General features: G+C 62.9%; 18 protein-coding genes. 5 read left to right on the top strand and 13 right to left on the bottom strand.

The window, feature by feature from the left end:
* Window positions 1-167 precede the first annotated feature (167 nt).
* The 3 genes from BXE_RS34535 to BXE_RS34545 all read right to left on the bottom strand — a co-directional run bounded on the left by BXE_RS34535 (window position 168) and on the right by BXE_RS34545 (window position 1,721).
* On the bottom strand, window positions 168-449 hold the full coding sequence (locus tag BXE_RS34535) for a hypothetical protein (protein WP_011492759.1): 282 nt from the start codon (window positions 447-449) through the stop codon (window positions 168-170).
* Window positions 450-732: 283 nt separating this feature from the next.
* The gene (locus tag BXE_RS34540; RefSeq protein ID WP_011492760.1) at window positions 733-1,167 is read right to left on the bottom strand and encodes a DUF4399 domain-containing protein; all 435 of its coding nucleotides are present in this window, start codon (window positions 1,165-1,167) and stop codon (window positions 733-735) included.
* 47 nt (window positions 1,168-1,214) lie between these two features.
* Window positions 1,215-1,721 carry a DUF4399 domain-containing protein gene (locus BXE_RS34545; protein WP_011492761.1) on the bottom strand — a complete coding sequence of 169 codons (507 nt, stop codon included), beginning with the start codon at window positions 1,719-1,721 and terminating at the stop codon, window positions 1,215-1,217.
* A gap of 368 nt (window positions 1,722-2,089) precedes the next feature.
* Between BXE_RS34545 and BXE_RS34550 the strand changes: the two genes are divergently transcribed.
* Window positions 2,090-4,054: an SUMF1/EgtB/PvdO family nonheme iron enzyme gene (locus BXE_RS34550; protein ID WP_011492762.1), complete on the top strand. Its 1,965-nt coding sequence runs from the start codon at window positions 2,090-2,092 to the stop codon at window positions 4,052-4,054.
* 65 nt (window positions 4,055-4,119) lie between these two features.
* Here BXE_RS34550 and BXE_RS34555 read toward each other — a convergent pair whose 3' ends face one another.
* Entirely contained in the window at window positions 4,120-6,261 is a 2,142-nt protein-coding gene (locus BXE_RS34555; RefSeq protein WP_011492763.1) for a serine/threonine protein kinase, read from the bottom strand.
* Window positions 6,262-6,676: 415 nt separating this feature from the next.
* Here BXE_RS34555 and BXE_RS34560 point away from each other — a divergent pair, with 415 nt between their 5' ends.
* The 4 genes from BXE_RS34560 to BXE_RS34575 all read left to right on the top strand — a co-directional run bounded on the left by BXE_RS34560 (window position 6,677) and on the right by BXE_RS34575 (window position 8,238).
* Window positions 6,677-6,949, top strand: coding sequence for a hypothetical protein (locus BXE_RS34560; RefSeq protein ID WP_007178265.1), 273 nt, complete (start codon window positions 6,677-6,679; stop codon window positions 6,947-6,949).
* A gap of 88 nt (window positions 6,950-7,037) precedes the next feature.
* Entirely contained in the window at window positions 7,038-7,322 is a 285-nt protein-coding gene (locus tag BXE_RS34565; RefSeq protein ID WP_011492764.1) for a hypothetical protein, read from the top strand.
* 183 nt (window positions 7,323-7,505) lie between these two features.
* The gene (locus BXE_RS34570) at window positions 7,506-7,715 is read left to right on the top strand and encodes a hypothetical protein (protein WP_040124379.1); all 210 of its coding nucleotides are present in this window, start codon (window positions 7,506-7,508) and stop codon (window positions 7,713-7,715) included.
* Between the two features lie 316 nt (window positions 7,716-8,031).
* The gene (locus BXE_RS34575; RefSeq protein ID WP_040124377.1) at window positions 8,032-8,238 is read left to right on the top strand and encodes a hypothetical protein; all 207 of its coding nucleotides are present in this window, start codon (window positions 8,032-8,034) and stop codon (window positions 8,236-8,238) included.
* 126 nt (window positions 8,239-8,364) lie between these two features.
* Here BXE_RS34575 and BXE_RS34580 read toward each other — a convergent pair whose 3' ends face one another.
* The 9 genes from BXE_RS34580 to BXE_RS34620 form a co-directional block, all read right to left on the bottom strand.
* The gene (locus BXE_RS34580) at window positions 8,365-9,270 is read right to left on the bottom strand and encodes an isocitrate lyase/PEP mutase family protein (RefSeq protein WP_011492767.1); all 906 of its coding nucleotides are present in this window, start codon (window positions 9,268-9,270) and stop codon (window positions 8,365-8,367) included.
* Between the two features lie 84 nt (window positions 9,271-9,354).
* The gene (leuD, locus tag BXE_RS34585) at window positions 9,355-9,975 is read right to left on the bottom strand and encodes a 3-isopropylmalate dehydratase small subunit (protein WP_011492768.1); all 621 of its coding nucleotides are present in this window, start codon (window positions 9,973-9,975) and stop codon (window positions 9,355-9,357) included.
* Window positions 9,972-11,393 (bottom strand): 3-isopropylmalate dehydratase large subunit, encoded by a 1,422-nt coding sequence (gene leuC, locus BXE_RS34590; protein WP_011492769.1) that lies wholly within the window; start codon window positions 11,391-11,393, stop codon window positions 9,972-9,974. The genes leuD and leuC overlap by 4 nt, the downstream gene beginning before the upstream one ends.
* Entirely contained in the window at window positions 11,390-12,280 is an 891-nt protein-coding gene (locus BXE_RS34595) for an isocitrate lyase/PEP mutase family protein (RefSeq protein ID WP_011492770.1), read from the bottom strand. The genes leuC and BXE_RS34595 overlap by 4 nt, the downstream gene beginning before the upstream one ends.
* Before the next feature lie 13 nt (window positions 12,281-12,293).
* Window positions 12,294-13,070, bottom strand: a complete 777-nt coding sequence (locus tag BXE_RS34600) for an ABC transporter permease (protein WP_011492771.1) — start codon at window positions 13,068-13,070, stop codon at window positions 12,294-12,296.
* Window positions 13,067-13,825 carry an ABC transporter permease gene (locus BXE_RS34605; protein ID WP_011492772.1) on the bottom strand — a complete coding sequence of 253 codons (759 nt, stop codon included), beginning with the start codon at window positions 13,823-13,825 and terminating at the stop codon, window positions 13,067-13,069. Before BXE_RS34605 ends, BXE_RS34600 begins: the two co-directional genes overlap by 4 nt.
* On the bottom strand, window positions 13,822-14,685 hold the full coding sequence (locus tag BXE_RS34610) for an ABC transporter ATP-binding protein (protein ID WP_011492773.1): 864 nt from the start codon (window positions 14,683-14,685) through the stop codon (window positions 13,822-13,824). The genes BXE_RS34605 and BXE_RS34610 overlap by 4 nt, the downstream gene beginning before the upstream one ends.
* Before the next feature lie 8 nt (window positions 14,686-14,693).
* Window positions 14,694-15,677 (bottom strand): ABC transporter substrate-binding protein, encoded by a 984-nt coding sequence (locus tag BXE_RS34615; protein ID WP_011492774.1) that lies wholly within the window; start codon window positions 15,675-15,677, stop codon window positions 14,694-14,696.
* 220 nt (window positions 15,678-15,897) lie between these two features.
* Window positions 15,898-16,797 carry a GntR family transcriptional regulator gene (locus BXE_RS34620; protein WP_407668646.1) on the bottom strand — a complete coding sequence of 300 codons (900 nt, stop codon included), beginning with the start codon at window positions 16,795-16,797 and terminating at the stop codon, window positions 15,898-15,900.
* Window positions 16,798-16,864: the final 67 nt, after the last annotated feature.

The raw sequence follows: 16,864 nt of genomic DNA on the forward strand, positions 1-16,864 counted from the left end.
GCATCTCCGGCGCAGCTTCACCATCGAAGCAATGCGGGAAGATCGGCGCGGGAATCGGGCGGTGACGCGGGGGTCGCGTGGAAAGAACGATTGGCTGCGAAATCTTTTTCACGAGCAGGCTTCGGGAGCCGCGGAGGCACCAGGGCCTCCGCGGCGGCCTGCGCCGTTCAGTGCACGCTGATGTTGTTGCTTGCGTTCACGTGCGGATCGATCGTGGTCGTGACGCCGGCGACGAACGCTGCGTTGTTGCCATTGGCGTTCTGGATGTCCATCTGCGTGTTGATCAGCTGGGTGGCGTTGACAGTCTTGCTGTTGTTCGGCGCGTACACCGGCATGAAGTTGAAGTACGACGACGACGGATGGAAGCCCGTTCCGCCGCGCACGGCGCTCATGGCCTTGCTGTCGAGTTGTTCGGTGATGGACAGGTCCTTGATGGTCAGCGTGTTCATGGTAAATCTCCTGGAAGGGAATACTGCACAGTTTGCGGTTGGGTTCGAGCAACTTGTCTGCTCGAGTGTCACTAATGCATGGGCTGTGCCAGAGTTGCTTTCCTATCCTAAGAAATTCTCCGGAGCGCTGTAGATAAAGGGTTACACGGTTGGCGGGCGGACGGATCTGAAACGGAGCGGTCAAACGCCGCGCGGAAGATGGTGGATCGCAGCCAACAAACCGCGCGAAGCTGTTGGTTGCGGCGTAACACCGGGACGCTGGAGCGTCACGCCGCGCGTTGCGTCATCGCGCAATGACGGTGATCTTCTTCGAGTACACCGGCGGATTGTGCGGGACATGCATGTCGTCGCCCATCAACAGCTGCAACGTGTGCTTGCCTGGCGGAAGTTGAATCATGGTCTCTGTTTCGCCCGCGCCGAAATGCAGATGATTGCGATCGGACGGAATCTCCTGATCCATTGGCGGCAAGTCAGTGTCGATCAGCAAATGATGGTGGCCGGTGTTCGGATACTTGACGCCCTTGGGCGCCACGCCCATGTATCGCAGGCCGAACCACACCTTGAATGGCTTGTTGGCCGGTACGACCTGGCCGTCGTTGGGATAGCCGATATACGCATAGGCGCCCGCCGGTGCCGGTGTCGTACCCGCAATGGCGCCATTCGGCGAAGCCCATGCCGCCGAGATGGCGAGCGCCGCGACCGCGATGATCTTGTACATGAAGGTCTCTCCGTTCTCACGGACCCGCTTTGGACGAACGGATCGCGCTAGTCTTTTAGCACGGTGATGGTGATCTTTTTTGAATACACGGGTGGTACATGCGGCACGTGGTTGTGATCGCCGAGAATCAGTTGCAGCGTGTGCTTGCCCGGCGGCAATTCGATACGTGCGTCCGTCTCGCCCGCGCCGAAGTGCAGGTGATTGCGATCCGATGGGATTTCCTGGTCGAGCGCCGGCAGATCGGTGTCGATCAACAGATGGTGATGGCCGGAGTTCGGGAATACGACGCCCTTCGGGCACACGCCCATGTTCCGCAGTCCCATGCGAACCCACAGCTTGCCGCCGTGAATCACGGCGCCGTCCGGCGGCCAGATGATGTACTCCTCGGCGCCCGGCGGCGAAGCCGTTTGATCGGCGAGCGCGAAGGCGCCCGGCAACATGTTGCCGACCACGAGGAGGAGCGTCGCGCGCAACGCCTTGCGCCGTGCCTCGCGATGCGCATTCGATTCATGATGCACGTCGAGAACAACGGGGGTAACGGTTCTTCTTCGCATAGCGCACTCTCCCGAAGAGTGGTCATGGCCACCGCGGCTGCACGAGGCAGGCCGGGCGTTCCGGCTGTGTGTCGCAGGCGCTCGCGCGGTTGGACGGCCGCCCTTGGTTAAAACGACGCGCCGCCTCACTTTGTGAATTAGCTTAGGACGTAACTTGCCAAAAAGATACGCCACACTCGTTAACCGTATGACGCATTCGGGGCACGCCGACAGTTGTGACGCGCAAAGCGCGTGCTATCGTTATTAAGAGGTTGCAGATGGATGGTCGATAGCGGCTTCGATGCTTCGCGCGATTGACTCCGGCAACTGCTGCGAGTGGCGCGGTCCTCGAATGCCTATGTTCTGTCCGGAACAAACAGGATGTGAAGATGTGGCGAATATTCATGCTGGTGTGCATGGCCGGGGCGATTCAGGCGCATTGGGGCAGTGCGAATGCGGCGCCGCAACGTGATACTGCCGGGCAAGGCGCGAGCGCGGAGAAGATGGGCGCTGTGGCGCTCACTCCGTTCGCGGAACAGCGTGGCAAGCGGCTTTCTCCACGTATCGCGCTGGTGATCGGTAATGGCGCATATGGTACGAACCGCACGGACCGTAATGACGCGCAGGTGGATGCACTGCGGGAGAACGCCCCGCGCGATGCCGAAGCTATGCGTGACAGGCTGCAAACGCTCGGCTTCGACGTCATCATGCGCACGAATGCGACGCCGCGGCAGATGCGGCAGGTCATCGGCGAGTTCCATGCGCGCTTGCAGCACGGCGGTGTCGGTCTCTTTTATTTCGCGGGGCACGGCATGCGGATCGGCCCGCAAACATTGCTCATCCCGGCAGGAATCGATGCTCGCTCGCCGGCTGCGGTCGTGAGCAACGGCGTCGATCTGAACGCCATATTGCAGGCAATGCGTGCGCCGCGCGACAGCCGGCTCAATCTCGTGATTCTCGATACCTGTCTGAACAATCCGTTTTCGGCGGACGTGACCGGCGATACGTCAGCGCTTCCGGACAATACGGTGGTTGCGTACGCAACCGCACCGGGCGGTTTTGCAGCAGACGGCACGCTTCATGGCGTCTATACGAATGCATGGCTGCACGCGCTCTACAGCGCTCCCTCGCAAACCCTGGCGGATCTGTTGCAACGCGTCGCGACGCAGGTGCGCGACGTGACTGGCGGTGAGCAAACGCCGTGGCTTACTTCTTCCGTTCCTCAGTCCTTGCTGATGGCCGATGCAACGTCCGCCATTCGTGATAATCCTCTTGTCACGCTGCATAGCCGGGGCATTCTGCCGAAAGACAGCAGCGAACAATACGAAATCACGTTCTGGAATTCGATCAAGGACAGCAACTACCCGGCCGACTATGAAGCGTATCTGAAGGCCTATCCGAACGGCCGCTTTGCCACGCTCGCTCATGCACGTATCGACCGCTTACGCGCGGCGGCCACATCGAATGCGCCGTCTGCGGCCACGCCTGCTGCGCCGTCAGTTGCACCGGCTCCACAAGCCGCGCGGCCAACGCCACCGCCCAGTGCACCAGCGCTCAAACCCACCGCAAGCGCTCCCGCGCCGGCCACGCCACCCGCGGCGACGGTTGCGCAGAAGCCCGTCACGCATGCGCCGGTTGCCGGTGAAAGCCGCGACTGCGCCACCTGTCCGATCATGATCGCCGTGCCCGCCGGTTCGTTCTCGATGGGCAGCAGTACCGACGATCCTTCCGAAAAGCCCGTTCATCACGTGACCATCGGCGCACCGTTCGCTATCGGCAAGTACGAAGTGACGGTCGATCAGTGGAACGCGTGCGTCGCCGCCAATGCCTGCCAGAAGCTCACGCCCGAAAGCAACACCAGCAAAGCCGCGCCGGCGCGCGACCTCAGCTGGGACGACGCGCAGCAATACGTGAAATGGCTGAGCAGGACCACCGGCAAACCGTACCGCCTGCCCACCGAAGCGGAATGGGAATACGCGGATCGCGGCGGCACCACGACCGCCTACTGGTGGGGCGACCAGATGCGCAAGGGCAACGCCAACTGCAAGGACTGCGGCGACCCGTGGCACAAGGAAGGACCTGAGGCAGCCGGCTCGTTCGCACCGAATCCGCTCGGGCTGTACGACATGAACGGCAGCGTCTGGGAATGGACCGCCGACTGCTGGCACAACTCCTACCAGGGCGCGCCCGCCGATGGCCACGCATGGGACAACCCTGGCTGCGACATGCGCGTGATTCGCGGCGGTTCGTGGCGCGAAGGCGGCGGCTATATGCTCAGCGCGACACGCTTCAAGTACAGCTCGGGCGTGCGCCAGTCGCAGGATGGCTTTCGGGTCGTCAAGGACCTGAAGTGACCTCGGCGGCTCGTCAGATCCGCCGCCGGCTCACGGCAGACCATGCCGACGCTCCACGCTCCCGCTCAAGGCAAGCGAGGCTTCGTCGTAATCGGCGCGAAATCGGCGACGATATGATCGCGGCCATATTTGCTGCCGATCTGCGCGAGCCGTGTGTCCAGCGCGTGCAGATAATCGGCGCGCGATTCGCTTTCGGGCCGCGGCTTGTCGAATAGCGGGGCAGGCGTAATCAGCAGCACGACCATCTCCGATCCGAACGGCTTTGAAATGATCCAGTCGCCGGCACTGCCGATGGTGGCGGTGTAATGCGGCGGCGCCTGATTGTCCTTCGCGCGCGGGCTCGGCACCATGTGCACGACGCTGCCGTCGAGCTGGTAGTAGTCCAAATTCACATACGAGTCATAGCCCGGCGTGGCGACGTCGACGACCAGCGGGTCGCCGTCGCTCAATTGACCGCCAGGCGGCCTCACGTGCAAGGCCGCAACGTGGCCGGCCTGCATGTTGTCAACCCAGTACGGCGCGAGCGTTTTGATGGTGTCGCACTTGTCGTCGGCGAGCGGTTCGACTGCCAGCGTCAGCGTATCGACACCGGGCAGCGCGGCCAGCGTGTCCTTCAGATGCGCCGCGCCGTAGCGCTGCGAGACGTAACCGCGCACCGTCAGCGAGTGATCCTGTACCGAAGCGGCCAAAGCGGAGCAGGGCACCTGCATTAGCGCAGGCATGACGGCGGCGAGGGTCAGCGCCGGCTTGGGTACGGGCGGCGGCGCAGGTGGCATAGCGGACGCCGCCGCAACAGGACTTGCCGGAGGTGTCGCAGGCTGCGCGGCAACCGGCGCCGACACCGCGTCACCCGAAGACGACAGCGACGAAGACGAAGATGCCGCCTGCTCCGCCAGACTCTGCGAAGCGCCCGCCTCAGCCTGTGGCCCGTGCTGCCGGTTCGGCGCCGAGCGGAACGCGAATACGCCGACTGCCGCGGCACACACCACCGCGAAACTCGCGAGCCCCACCTTCGCCAGCGTGCCGGACTTTTCCGCGCGAGCTTCGTTATCGAACTCGGCGATGAAGCGCTCCACGCTCGGCATGCGCGTATTGCGATCGAACGACAACGCGGCACGCAGCGCACGCCATTGTTTCGCGTCAAGATTGGCGGGCCGCTGCGGCTTGAAATCGGCATTGCGGGCCTGCGTCGCCGACAACCGGTCGAACGGATGATGTCCCGTCAGCAGCTCATACGTAATGCAGCCAAGTGCATAGATATCGTCGCGCGGGTCCGGCTCGCGGTGCTCGATCATTTCCGGGCTGGCGTAGGCGGGCGTCAACGCGCCGAGGCTGCCGGGATCGAAGACGGTCGCGTCGCTCTCCTCTTCCGGACGCTGAAACACGCGAGCAATGCCGAAATCGATCACCTTCACTTCGGCATTCGTTGTGAGAAACACATTGGCGGGCTTGAAGTCGCAATGCACGAAGCCGCGTTCGTGGGCATAAGCAAGCGCGCTGCTCATGCCGCGCACGATCGGCAGTGCCGCGCGCACCGGCATGCCCTGATAGCCCGGCGTGCGCAGCAACTGGCTGAGCGGCTTGCCGGACAGGTACTCCATAGTCAGATAAACGATCGGCCCGTCGCGGTCGAAGTCGTACACCGTGATGATGTTGCGATGCGCGAGCACCTGCGCCTTGCGTGCCTCGCGCTGTAATGCGACGAGCGAATTCGGGTTGCCGCGGAACTGGACGTTGAGCACCTTGATCGCTAGGTATGGCTTGCGATCCGAGGCTTCGAGCTTGCGCAGGTCGAGCGCCTTGTACACCGTGCCCATACCGCCGACGCCAAGGCATTCTTCGAGCACGAAACGGTTGTTCAATGTATCGCCGGTGCCTTTGATCTGGTCGGATCCCGCCGCATTGGCATTGGGTGCGCTGCCTGCGCTCGCCTCACGCCGCGACGGAATGTCGAGCGTGGTCTGGATGCCGGTTTCCTCGCCGCCCGCCGCCACGTTCGAGACGCGCAACTGCTCGATGCGCCGCCGCACTTCCACATAGAGATCGTCGGGTAGCGGCGCTTTGCGATGTGCTGCGCCAAGCATGTCCAGCAGCTGCGTGGGGCCGAGTCCTTCGGTGGTCAACGTGCTGTCGAGTTGAGCCACGAACTCGTCACGGGACAGCTCGCCGTTCTGAAAGTCGTGAATCACACGCGCAAGGCTAGCCATTTGTGCGAAGCACCGCCGCTGCCGTTGGACCGGATCGCACGCGACCCGAGCCTCTTCGGCCGATAGAGAACCTGTCGTAACCAGTTACATGTGCCGCTTCGATACTAGCTCCAGGTCCGTGCTTTCGCAAACCAGGATTGGCCCGCTGCGTGCGCTGTGAACGGGTGTCGTGTGATATCCAACAGCGTGCCGTGGTCTGTCGGGCGCAAGCCGTCAGCGGGTCATCTCGCAGGCAAGGCATCACGTCTTCAGCAGTCCGGCACCGTACCCCGAAAGCCTTATGCAGAAAGCCTCCAGAAAATTTATCAGGAGCCTTGAATAAATCTGGCACAGCCCGTGCATTAGTGACTACCGAGCAGACAAGTTGCTCGCAACCAGCCTCAACACCCCGACCCTTACCTCCAGGAGATTCACCATGAACACGCTGACCATCAAAGACCTGTCCATCACCGAACAACTCGACAGCAAGGCCATGAGCGCCGTGCGCGGCGGTTTCGGCCCCTCCACCTCCTATTACAACTTCAGCCCCGTCTTCGCTCCGAACAACAGCAAGAAGGTCGACGCCACCCAGCTCATCAACAACGAACTGAACCTCCAGAACGCCAACGGCAACAACGTCGCGTTCGCCTCCGGCATCAGCTCGACGGTCAACCCCTACCTCTCGACGAGCAACAACATCCACGTGTAATACGTGACGCGGCGAGGCGCACGGCTTCCCGCTGCGCCTCACTTCCCGCCGCTTACCCGCGTCCTGCGCGCACCTTTGGAGAAGCACCATGTCATCCCTCATGATTCGCGATCTGGCCGGCACCCGCGAGCTCGACCGCCGCGCCATGTCGGCGGTGGCCGGCGGCACCGGCAGCAGCGTGCCTGGCCTGCCCCCGGTGGCTGGCCTCAGCGGCATCGCCAACGTCAACGTCTCGGTCAACCAGAACCTCAACCAGATGCAATACGTCAACGTCGCCGCGCTCAACAACGTCGGCGTGATCGGCGCGGGTTTCGTGCCGCTGCACCTGAACGTCAGCCCGTCGCTCTGGGGCGCCAACTACGCCAGCGTGTAACCGCTCGACGTAGCGGGGGCCGGGGGGCCTCGCTACGGCCGGCCGGTCGTCATCGGCCGGCGAGCGGCGCGCGGATTTCCTATACTGATTGTGCGAGGAGACCTCAGCACATTTCTCGACATACCCGGGCGGCAGCCGGCGATTCACGCCAGCATGCCGCTCGCTTTCTTTCCTGGAGTCACTATGGCAAAGCTCATCATCAAGGACCTCACCGACAGTGTGGAACTCGACCGTCAGGCAATGGCGGCCATCGTCGGCGGCGCTCGTATCGGCGCGCGGCTGAATGTGGCCGTGCCGCTGGTGCCGGCTTCGGCACGCGTCGTCGAATATCCGCCCGGGTTCCCCGCGGCGCACCAGACGATTGCCCGAGCGGCCATGCAGCGCAAACCGTAGCACGCGCGGCTCACGAGCCGCATATTCACCGCAGCGGCACGCGTCACGCACGCGTGCCGTTTGCTTTCGTGGCGCGTGGAGCGGTGCAAGCCGACAACCCGCACGCGGTTGGTCGGACCTCGCCGAACACTTCCGTCCTACGTCACGTCGACCGGGCGTCCTGTTCGGCGAACGCATGACGTCTCTGCCTTGCTGGTCTTGCGTTGCCGCCCCGCATACGATTTCCTCGCCCATCGCGTGCAAATTGGCATACCCCTTGCAGAAGAATGGCTGAGCACCGCACTGTGCTCGCTCATTCACCTTCAGGAGTAACGCCATGAAATCCTCACTCGTCGTCAAAGACCTGCCGCGCTCTGCGGATCACACCCATGACGAAACGACGCTCACTGCCGCGCAAATGGAAACTGTGCACGGCGGCCGTTCCGTCGTCGTCACTGTCGACGGCGGCTCGCAAGCGCACGTCGACGACTTTGAAATCAACACCGCCATCTTCGAAGGACGGATTAGCGGGACCTACCTGTAGGACGCGCGAGATGTCCGCAATTGGAAACAGGCCCCCTTCACGTCGCCGTGGAGAGGGCCTGTTCAGTTGAAGCGGTGAATGGTCTGACAGAAGCAGAAGCGTGCTTGCCGACGGTACAACCCATTTTCAGGCAGCGTCGGCCTTACTCCGAGGTGGTGCGGCCACGACGTTGAACGACGCCTCTTCGGCCACCGCTTCGTCGAGGCCGACAAAGCGGTTGAAATCCTCGAAGGAAGTCATCCGGTCCGCGACTGAATCGGTCGAGCCTTCGCGCATGAAGATTTCCATCATCTCCTTGACTGCTTTATGCATCGCAAACATCGGTTCGATGGGGCACAGCGCATAGTCGAAACCGAGTTTGTACACCTGATCGAGCGTCAGATACGGACTCTTGCCGGAGCGTGCCATGTTGAACAGAATCGGCTTGCCGAGCGGCTTCAACCTGCGCACCATTTCCTGCATCTGCTCGATGCTTTCCGGCGCGTCCGCATACAAACCATCGGCGCCGGCTTCGGCGTAGGCCGCGAGCCGCTCGATCGCATCGTTCAGACCCGTCACGGCAATCGCATCGGTTCGCGCGACCACGAAGAAGTCGGGATCGGTTCGCGCGGCGAGCATGGCCCGCAATTTCGCCTGCATCTCCTCTTTTGGAATCACCTGCTTGCCGGCAAAGTGGCCGCACTTCTTCGGCACCGCCTGATCTTCCAGATGCAGCACCGAAGCGCCTGCTTCTTCCCACAAGCGGATCGTCCGCTGCACGTCGAGAATGCCGCCGTAACCGGTGTCGGCATCGGCGAATACCGGCAGCGATGTAACCCGGCAAATACGGCGGATATGCTCGAACATCTCCGTCTGCGTCAACAATCCGACATCCGGCTGCCCGGCCACGATTGCCGATGCAGCAAACCCGCTCACGTAAATCGCTTTGGCGCCCGCCTGTTCGGCGAGCATCGCGGTCACGGCATCGTGCGCGCCGAGGCAAACAAAAGGCGGCGACTTCAACAACTCCCTGAAACGTGCAGAACGGCTCACAGTGCTTCTCCCTGTCAAGTCAGATCGGTCGATCTTCAACGTCCGCGTCGAAGGCGACCATTCGCGTCCGGCGCAAGCGGCGGCCTATCGCGGCATGTAAGCCCACGCGCGTTTGGCGCGGTCCGTGCGGCGAAACGCGTCGATATCGTCGGCCAGACGCAACGTCTGATCGACCTCGTCGAGTCCTTCGAGCAGAACCGCCCGGCGCGCGGCGTCGAACTCGAACGGCATCGGTTCAAGTCCGTCCGCGCGGATTTGCAGGGTGCGCAGATCGACTTCGAGCGGCGTGCCGTCAGCGGCGACCGCAGCGAGTGTTCCGATCGACGCAGCGTCGAGACAGATCGGCAGCAGCCCGTTTTGCAGGCAGTTGGCGAAGAAAATGTCGCCGAATGAAGGCGCGATCACGCAGCGGATGCCGAACTCTTCGAGCGCCCACACGGCCATTTCGCGCGAACTGCCGCAACCGAAGTTCACACCGCCGAGCAGAATGCACGCGTGCCGGAATGCCGGCTGGTTGAGCACGAAATCTTCGCGTTCTCCCTGCTCCGGACCGCCTTCGCGATAACGCAGCGTCTCGAACAGCCACGGGCCGAGCTGGCCTCGCACAAGTTGCGAAATCCTTTCGATGCGAATGATCAGGTCCGTGTCGACGTTATTGCGCGGTAACGACGCGGCCGGGCCTTTGACCATCGTGAACGCTTTCATGATGCGGCTCCCGCGTACGACACCGGCGCGGCAATGTGACCAGCCAGCGCACTGGCCGCAGCCACGGCCGGACTCGCCAGATGCGTGCGCGCGCCCGGCCCCTGACGGCCGACGAAGTTCCGATTCGATGTCGATACGCAACGCTCGCCACGCCCCACCACGTCGCCGTTCGCCCCGACGCACATCGAGCAGCCGGGCTCGCGCCATTCGAAGCCGGCCGTGCGGAATATCTGTGCAAGGCCCTGCGCCTCCGCCTCTCGCGCAACGCTCAGCGACCCCGGCACCACCCATGCGGTCACACCCTCGGCGACATGGTGGCCCGCCACGATGCGCGCGGCCGCCTGCAAGTCTTCGATGCGGCTGTTGGTGCACGAGCCGATGAACACGCGATCGACCGCCAGTTCATCCAGATGCTGCCCCGCATGCACGCCCATGTAATCGAGCGCCCGTTGCAACGCTTCACGGCGCGCGGGATCGGACTCGTTGCCCGGGTCCGGTACGGCAGCGTCGATCGCGATCACGTGTTCGGGGCTCGTGCCCCAGGTGACCTGCACCGCGATCGCCGCGGCGTCGATCTCCACTTCGCGCTCGAAGTGCGCACCGTCATCCGTCGGCAAGCGGCGCCAGTCTTCCAGCGCCGCCTCGAAGCTCGCGCCTTGCGGTGCATACGGACGTCCGCGCAGATAGGCAAAGGTCGTCTCGTCCGGCGCGACGAGGCCGAACTTGGCGCCGAGTTCGATCGTCAGATTGCACAGCGTCAAACGTGCTTCCATCGAGAGCGCTTCGACCGCCTCGCCGGCGAACTCGACCGCGTAGCCGGTGCCCGCGCCGGCGCCGAGCGCGCCGATCACGTAAAGGATCATGTCCTTGGCCGTGACGCCCTCGGCAACGCTGCCTTTAAACCGTATGCGCATCGTTTTGGGCTTCTTCTGGCGTACGGTTTGCGTCGCCAGCACATGCACCAGTTCGGTCGAACCGATGCCGAACGCGAGCGCACCCAATGCCCCGTGAGTGCAGGTATGGCTGTCGGCGCAGACGATCAGCGTGCCCGGCAGCGACAAACCGAGCTCCGGTCCGATCACGTGGACAATGCCCTGCCTGCCTTCGGTGCCAATATCGAACAGGGGAATGGCGTGCTGCGCCGCCTGTTCGCGCAGCGTGTCGACCATTGTCGTGCTCCAGTCGGCATCCCCCGCCTCGCGGCCGGGGCGCGTGGAGATCACGTGATCGAGCGTCGCGAACGTCAACTCGGGGTTGCTGACCGGCAAATGGCGGGCTTCGAGTACACGTACCGCTTCGACGCCGGTCAACTCATGCATCAGATTGCGATCCACCTGCAACAGATCGGCGCCGCCCGGCAGATTCGCAATCGTGTGGCTGTCCCACAGCTTGTCGAACAGCGTGCGCGGCGCATTCATGATGCCGTCTCGCTGCTCTGTGCGTGACGCTTCTCGAACTCCCACACCTCCGGAAAGCCGACCAGTTCATGCAGCTGGTCCATCGTGAAGGACGGCACCTGCAGTTCGAGCGAGTCGCCGTGATCGAGCAGATGACGATAGGCGCTATCCAGCGCAGCGGTAGCCGCCGCCATGCCGATCGAAGGATAGATCGCGATATTGAAGCCCCATTCCTTCAGCGTGCCGCTCGGTACGACCGGCGAGCGCCCGGTCGGCACCATATTGGCGAATACCCATGCGCCGCTGTCGGCGAGCTCGCCGCCGATCCGTTGGAATTCCTCGGCGCTTTCCGGCGACTCGACGAACACGATGTCCGCGCCTGCACGCGCGAACGCCTTGCCGCGCCTGATCGCTTCGTCGAGGCCGAGCGTGGTGCGCGAGTCGGTTCGGGCGATGATCAGCATGTCGTCGCTGCGGCGCGCTTCGAGTGCGACTTCGATTTTCTTCAGCATGTCGTTCAGCGGCACCACCTGGCGGCCCTGGGTGTGGCCGCATTTTTTCGGCATCACCTGGTCTTCCATCTGGATCGCCTGCACGCCCGCGGCTTCGTAACCGCGCACCGTATGCCGCACATTGAGCAAGCCGCCGAAACCCGTGTCGGCGTCCGCGATCAGCGGCTTGCCGGTGCCCTCGGCAATTTGCCGCGCACGTCCCACCATATCTGCGTAGCTGACGAGGCCCGCATCCGCGACGCCGAGATATGAGCCGGACACGCCATATCCAGTCATGTACAGCGCTTCGAACGGCAGGCGGTCGGCGACCCGCGCCGAGAACATATCGAATACGCCGGGCGCGACGACGAAGCGCCCGCTCTTGAGAATCGCTTTCAGCTTCCCGGAAGTGCTCATCGAACTCTCCTGCTCAGGTGCTATGGGTAAGATGCCGCTGCCACGCGAGCAACAGCAGATTGACGAGCGTGGCGAAAACAAACAGCATCAGCGCGAGCGCCATGATCGTGCTGGTCTCGCTGCGGTTCATCGCGATCATCAGCATGTGTCCGATGCCGCTTTGCGACGCGAACATTTCGCCAATCAGCGTGCCGAGCAGCGTCAGCGAAAAGCCGATGCGCAAGCCGGCGACCACTTCCGGCACGCACGCGGGCAGCAGCACGTGACGCGCGAACGCAAAAGGACTCAGACGATAGGTCCGCGCCGCGCGCGTATAGATCGGCGGCATATTGCGCACGGCGTTCATGGTGAAGATCGTGATCGGCACGATCCCGTGCATCACGCCGAACACGATTTTGGCCCACAGGCCCAGACCGAACGCGAGCAATACGACCGGATATAGCGTGACTTTGGGAATCGAGTAGAAGCCCATCATCAGCGGCTCCATTACATCGCCGGCAAGTTTGCGCGCGCCGAGCAACATGCCCAGACATACGCCGCCGATCGCCGAGATCAGGAACGCGGAGCCGAACGCGAATGCGGTGACGTAGAGACTCGCTGGAAAATCCGGATCGCTGACGATATGCACCGCACGTTCGAGCGTGCGCCACGGAGTCGTGATCGCGTCCGGGCCGAGCAGTTCGCTGAGTACCTGCCACAGCACGGCCAGCACGACGATCAGCACGACGCCGTCCAGCCAGCGTCGCGTGTGCCGCGGCTTGACGGTGTGCGCAACGACGATCGTGCTCATGCGACCTCCCTGCGGATGCGCCGGTATAGCCGCGCTTCCGCCGTGCGCAGCAACGCGTTGAGCGAGCTGACGAACGCCAGCATCAGCACCATCAACCCGTACATGGTCGGATTGTCGAAGTTGTTGTAGGCGAAGGCGATCTGATAACCGAAGCCCGAGCCCGACAGCACGAATTCGCCCGCCACCACCGCAATGAACGCATAGACGACCGTGAGCTTGATACCGGTGAAAACGAACGGCAGGCTCGACGGCAACGTGATCAAACGGATTTCATCGAAGGTATTCAGGCGGCACACGCGAGCCGTGCGCAGCAGCACGCGCGGGACGCGTTCCAGACCGTTGAGCGTATTCACCGCCATCGCAACAACTGCGAACAGAAAGCCGATGCCCACCAGCGGCCAGCGATTCAGACCGAGAACGACGATCAGGATCGGATAGAGCACGAACACCGGCACCGCGTAATACGAGAGCAACAGCGGATCGAGCACGCGCCTGACACGCGGCAACCGGAACAGCAGCACGCCGCCGACGAAGCCCACCACCACCGCCAGCGCGACGGCAAGCAATGCGCTGCCGAGAGTTTGCAGAATGTCCGTGGTGTACTGCCCCGACAACAGCAATTGAACGGCGCTCACCACCATTCGCGACGGCGGAATGAAAGAGATCGGATCGATCCACGCTGCGCGGCTCGCAATCTCCAGCAAGACGATCAATCCCACGACCAGGCCGAGCCGCCAGCGCGCGGCGGTATTCATTGCCGGCTCCCCAGCGCTTTCAATGCTTCTTCGCGCAACAGGCCCCACACTTGCGCCGTCAGTTCGCCGAAGCGCGCGTCGAGCGCGGTCGTGCTGTCGCGCATGCGTGGCCACCCGGTTTCGATCGTTCTGATAAAACGGCCGGGACACGCGGACATCACGCCGATGCGGTCGGACAGCAACACGGCTTCGTCGATCGAATGGGTGATCAGCAGCACGGTCGCGCCCGTATCGCGCCACAGCTTCAGGGTTTCGTCACCCATCAGAAGACGCGTTTGCTGGTCGAGCGCGCCGAACGGCTCGTCGAGCAACATCAGGCGCGGCCGCACCACCATTGCGCGGGCAATGCAAACGCGTTGCCGCATACCGCCCGACAGTTGCGCCGGATATGCGCGGGCAAACGATTTCAGGCCCATGAACGACAGTGCATGATCGACCCGCTCACGCACTTCCGTTTCAGCGACGCCTGCCTGCCGTGCGGCAAACGCTGCGTTGTCGAATACATTGAGCCACGGGAAACTCGCGTCTTCCTGAAACACGACGGCCACGCCGTCCGGCACTTCCGCACCGACCGGCTTGCCTTCGAACGTCACCGTGCCGCCGCTCGCCGGGTTCAGGCCGGCCAGCACGTCGAGCAGCGTGGACTTGCCGCAGCCGGATGGACCGACCACCGAGAAGAACTCGCCCACTCGCAATTCAAGGCTCACGGGCCCCAGCGCGTGAAACGGCGGCTTGCCCTGGCTGCCCTGATAGATTCGGGTGACGTCCGTGAGCGTAGCCTGAATACGCTTGCCGTCGGGCGACAGCGTGCTCGGAGCGACCACCGAGATATTGGCTTTATGGCGGGATAGCGCGCTCATCGAAGACCTCACTTCCTGCTGCGCAGATCGGCCGGCAGCATCGATTCATCGACGATCTTCGACCAGTCGAATGGACCTTCCGGAATGGCCTTGACCAGCACGAGGCCTTTCAGTACTTCGTCCATGCCCTTGTAGTCGAAGCTGCCTTCGCTCCAGTATTTCGGATCAGCGTCGAGCACGTTGTTGATCGCCGACGCGGCGACCGCCGGGTCCATCTTGTACTCCCTGGCGAGAATCTGCGCGGCCTCGGCGCGATGCGCCGCCATGTAGACGACGGCCTTGCGGCGCGCTGCGATAATGCCGCGAATCACATCGGGATGCGCCTTCAGATAATCGGTGCGGACAATGCCGACCGTCTGCGTTTCATTCGGCACCACGTCGTTCGAGCGAAACGCAATTCTCAATCCATCTTTCTTTGCGCTATATGACGGCTCGGTCATGTAGCCGACATCGATCGCACCCTGCTGCAGCGACGTCAGCATCCCGCTCGAACTTCCCACCGGTTTGCGCTGCACCTGGCCGAGCAGGCCGACGCGGTCGAGCGCGATCGTGGAGATCATGTCGGTCGTCGATTTGGGACTGCTGTAGCCGATCGTCTTGCCTTTCATCTGTTTGATACCGGTGATCGAGCCTTGCTTCAATTCGACCCACACGAGATCGCCGAGACTCTGCACGCCACCGTGCACGATCGTCAGATCGACTCCCTGCTTCACCGCCGCAATGGCCGCCGGCAACGCCACCTCGCCGTACGGAATGTCGGAAGCCATCGCGTTGCGAATGCTGGTTCCGCCTCCTTCCGATGTGATGAATCCGGTGACGTCGACTTTCTCTTCCTTGAAGAAACCTTTGTCGAGCGCGACGGCGAAAGGCACGCCGTACATGCCGTCACCCCAGTGCGTCACCGTCAGCGAACTGGCGTGAGCGCCAACGCTCGCAAGCGTCAGTGTCGCGCCCAGACAGATACCCCGCACGACTTTGCGTATCGCATCCATGTGGTGTGTCTCCATCCACGATTGACGGTTGACGTCCGTCATTTTCGTTATGCCGCCGCGCGCCGTGACGCCGGCGACGGGTCAGCGAACGGGTTGATCAGTCCGACTTCGCCCGATCACTGTGTAAGTTAATGTATGCATTAAATCTGCAAAAGTACAGAACGATGACGGCTCACAACGACTGGGTTTACCCGTCATGCCGGCTCGTATTGATCAGTTTTTACGCCTGGTGGATGCCGTGCTGCTGCAGCACGGCAGTCTGCTCGCGCCAGCCGCGCTCGCGGTGTGCGCGATATAGACGGCTTGCACGCGCTGCATCGCCGCGACGAATCGCTTCAATGATTTCGTAATGCTCATCAATCGATTTTTTTGGCTGCGGATGCGGCCGTAGACGCTGCGTGAAGCGTCGCACGCGATGTACCTGGTCGCGGCAATTCATGACCACCTGCGCAAGCCGCGCGTTGCCGCCGAGTTGAACGAGCGCTTCGTGAAACGCCTCGTCGGCGAGCGCCCATGCCTGCATGTCCTGCTCGGCGAGTGCCTCGCTCATTTTCCGGCAGGCGCTTTCGAGCGGACTCAGATCGACGCCGCTGCGCGCCGCGACCAACGCCGCCGCGGTGGATTCGAGACTGGTCAGGACCTGGTAGATGTGGCTGATGTCGGAGACCGACGTGGGAACGATACGGATGCCATGACGCGGCACGATTTCCACGAGACCTTCGCCCTGCAGGCGAATCGCCGCTTCACGGATCGGCGTGCGGCTCACGCCGAGCATTAGTGCGAGTTCCTGTTCGAGCAGATAGGAGCCCGGCGTCAGTTCGCTTTCCATGATTTTGTGCCGGAGGCGCTCGTACGCCTGTTGCGACGAGTTGCCGTTGCGCGGTTCGGTTTGTGCAACGGATTGGGGCTCGTGCGCAGCAGCACGCTGAGCCCGCGGAGCTTGCTTCGGTGTTTGCGACGCAGCGGTTTTCACGGCACGGCCAGTGCCGGCGTTTGGCTTGCCGCCCGCTGGCGCGCGTTTTCCGGCGGCGGGTTTGATCGCATGCGCTGGCGTGGCCGATTTGCGTTCTGGCACAACGGTTCTCCTGGCGGCGCCTGAGCGGACGCGGCAATCCGGCATGACAGCAAGCGTGTCTGCGCCGCCCGGCCTTGCCCAGACTCGTCCGGTCCGGCTTCGCACGCAACGC

Source organism: Paraburkholderia xenovorans LB400, assembly GCF_000013645.1.
Taxonomy (GTDB): Bacteria; Pseudomonadota; Gammaproteobacteria; order Burkholderiales; family Burkholderiaceae; genus Paraburkholderia; species Paraburkholderia xenovorans.

Excerpts from the sequence above, each read along its gene's own strand:
- BXE_RS34565 (WP_011492764.1), top strand. The coding sequence starts at position 7,038 with ATGTCATCCCTCATGATTCGCGATCTGGCCGGCACCCGCGAGCTCGAC.
- BXE_RS34535 (WP_011492759.1), bottom strand. The coding sequence starts at position 449 with ATGAACACGCTGACCATCAAGGACCTGTCCATCACCGAACAACTCGAC.
- BXE_RS34610 (WP_011492773.1), bottom strand. The coding sequence starts at position 14,685 with ATGAGCGCGCTATCCCGCCATAAAGCCAATATCTCGGTGGTCGCTCCG.
- leuD (WP_011492768.1), bottom strand. The coding sequence starts at position 9,975 with ATGAAAGCGTTCACGATGGTCAAAGGCCCGGCCGCGTCGTTACCGCGC.
- BXE_RS34560 (WP_007178265.1), top strand. The coding sequence starts at position 6,677 with ATGAACACGCTGACCATCAAAGACCTGTCCATCACCGAACAACTCGAC.
- BXE_RS34605 (WP_011492772.1), bottom strand. The coding sequence starts at position 13,825 with ATGAATACCGCCGCGCGCTGGCGGCTCGGCCTGGTCGTGGGATTGATC.
- BXE_RS34620 (WP_407668646.1), bottom strand. The coding sequence starts at position 16,797 with ATGCCGGATTGCCGCGTCCGCTCAGGCGCCGCCAGGAGAACCGTTGTG.
- BXE_RS34540 (WP_011492760.1), bottom strand. The coding sequence starts at position 1,167 with ATGTACAAGATCATCGCGGTCGCGGCGCTCGCCATCTCGGCGGCATGG.
- BXE_RS34575 (WP_040124377.1), top strand. The coding sequence starts at position 8,032 with ATGAAATCCTCACTCGTCGTCAAAGACCTGCCGCGCTCTGCGGATCAC.
- leuC (WP_011492769.1), bottom strand. The coding sequence starts at position 11,393 with ATGAATGCGCCGCGCACGCTGTTCGACAAGCTGTGGGACAGCCACACG.
- BXE_RS34600 (WP_011492771.1), bottom strand. The coding sequence starts at position 13,070 with ATGAGCACGATCGTCGTTGCGCACACCGTCAAGCCGCGGCACACGCGA.
- BXE_RS34555 (WP_011492763.1), bottom strand. The coding sequence starts at position 6,261 with ATGGCTAGCCTTGCGCGTGTGATTCACGACTTTCAGAACGGCGAGCTG.
- BXE_RS34595 (WP_011492770.1), bottom strand. The coding sequence starts at position 12,280 with ATGAGCACTTCCGGGAAGCTGAAAGCGATTCTCAAGAGCGGGCGCTTC.
- BXE_RS34570 (WP_040124379.1), top strand. The coding sequence starts at position 7,506 with ATGGCAAAGCTCATCATCAAGGACCTCACCGACAGTGTGGAACTCGAC.
- BXE_RS34550 (WP_011492762.1), top strand. The coding sequence starts at position 2,090 with ATGTGGCGAATATTCATGCTGGTGTGCATGGCCGGGGCGATTCAGGCG.
- BXE_RS34615 (WP_011492774.1), bottom strand. The coding sequence starts at position 15,677 with ATGGATGCGATACGCAAAGTCGTGCGGGGTATCTGTCTGGGCGCGACA.
- BXE_RS34545 (WP_011492761.1), bottom strand. The coding sequence starts at position 1,721 with ATGCGAAGAAGAACCGTTACCCCCGTTGTTCTCGACGTGCATCATGAA.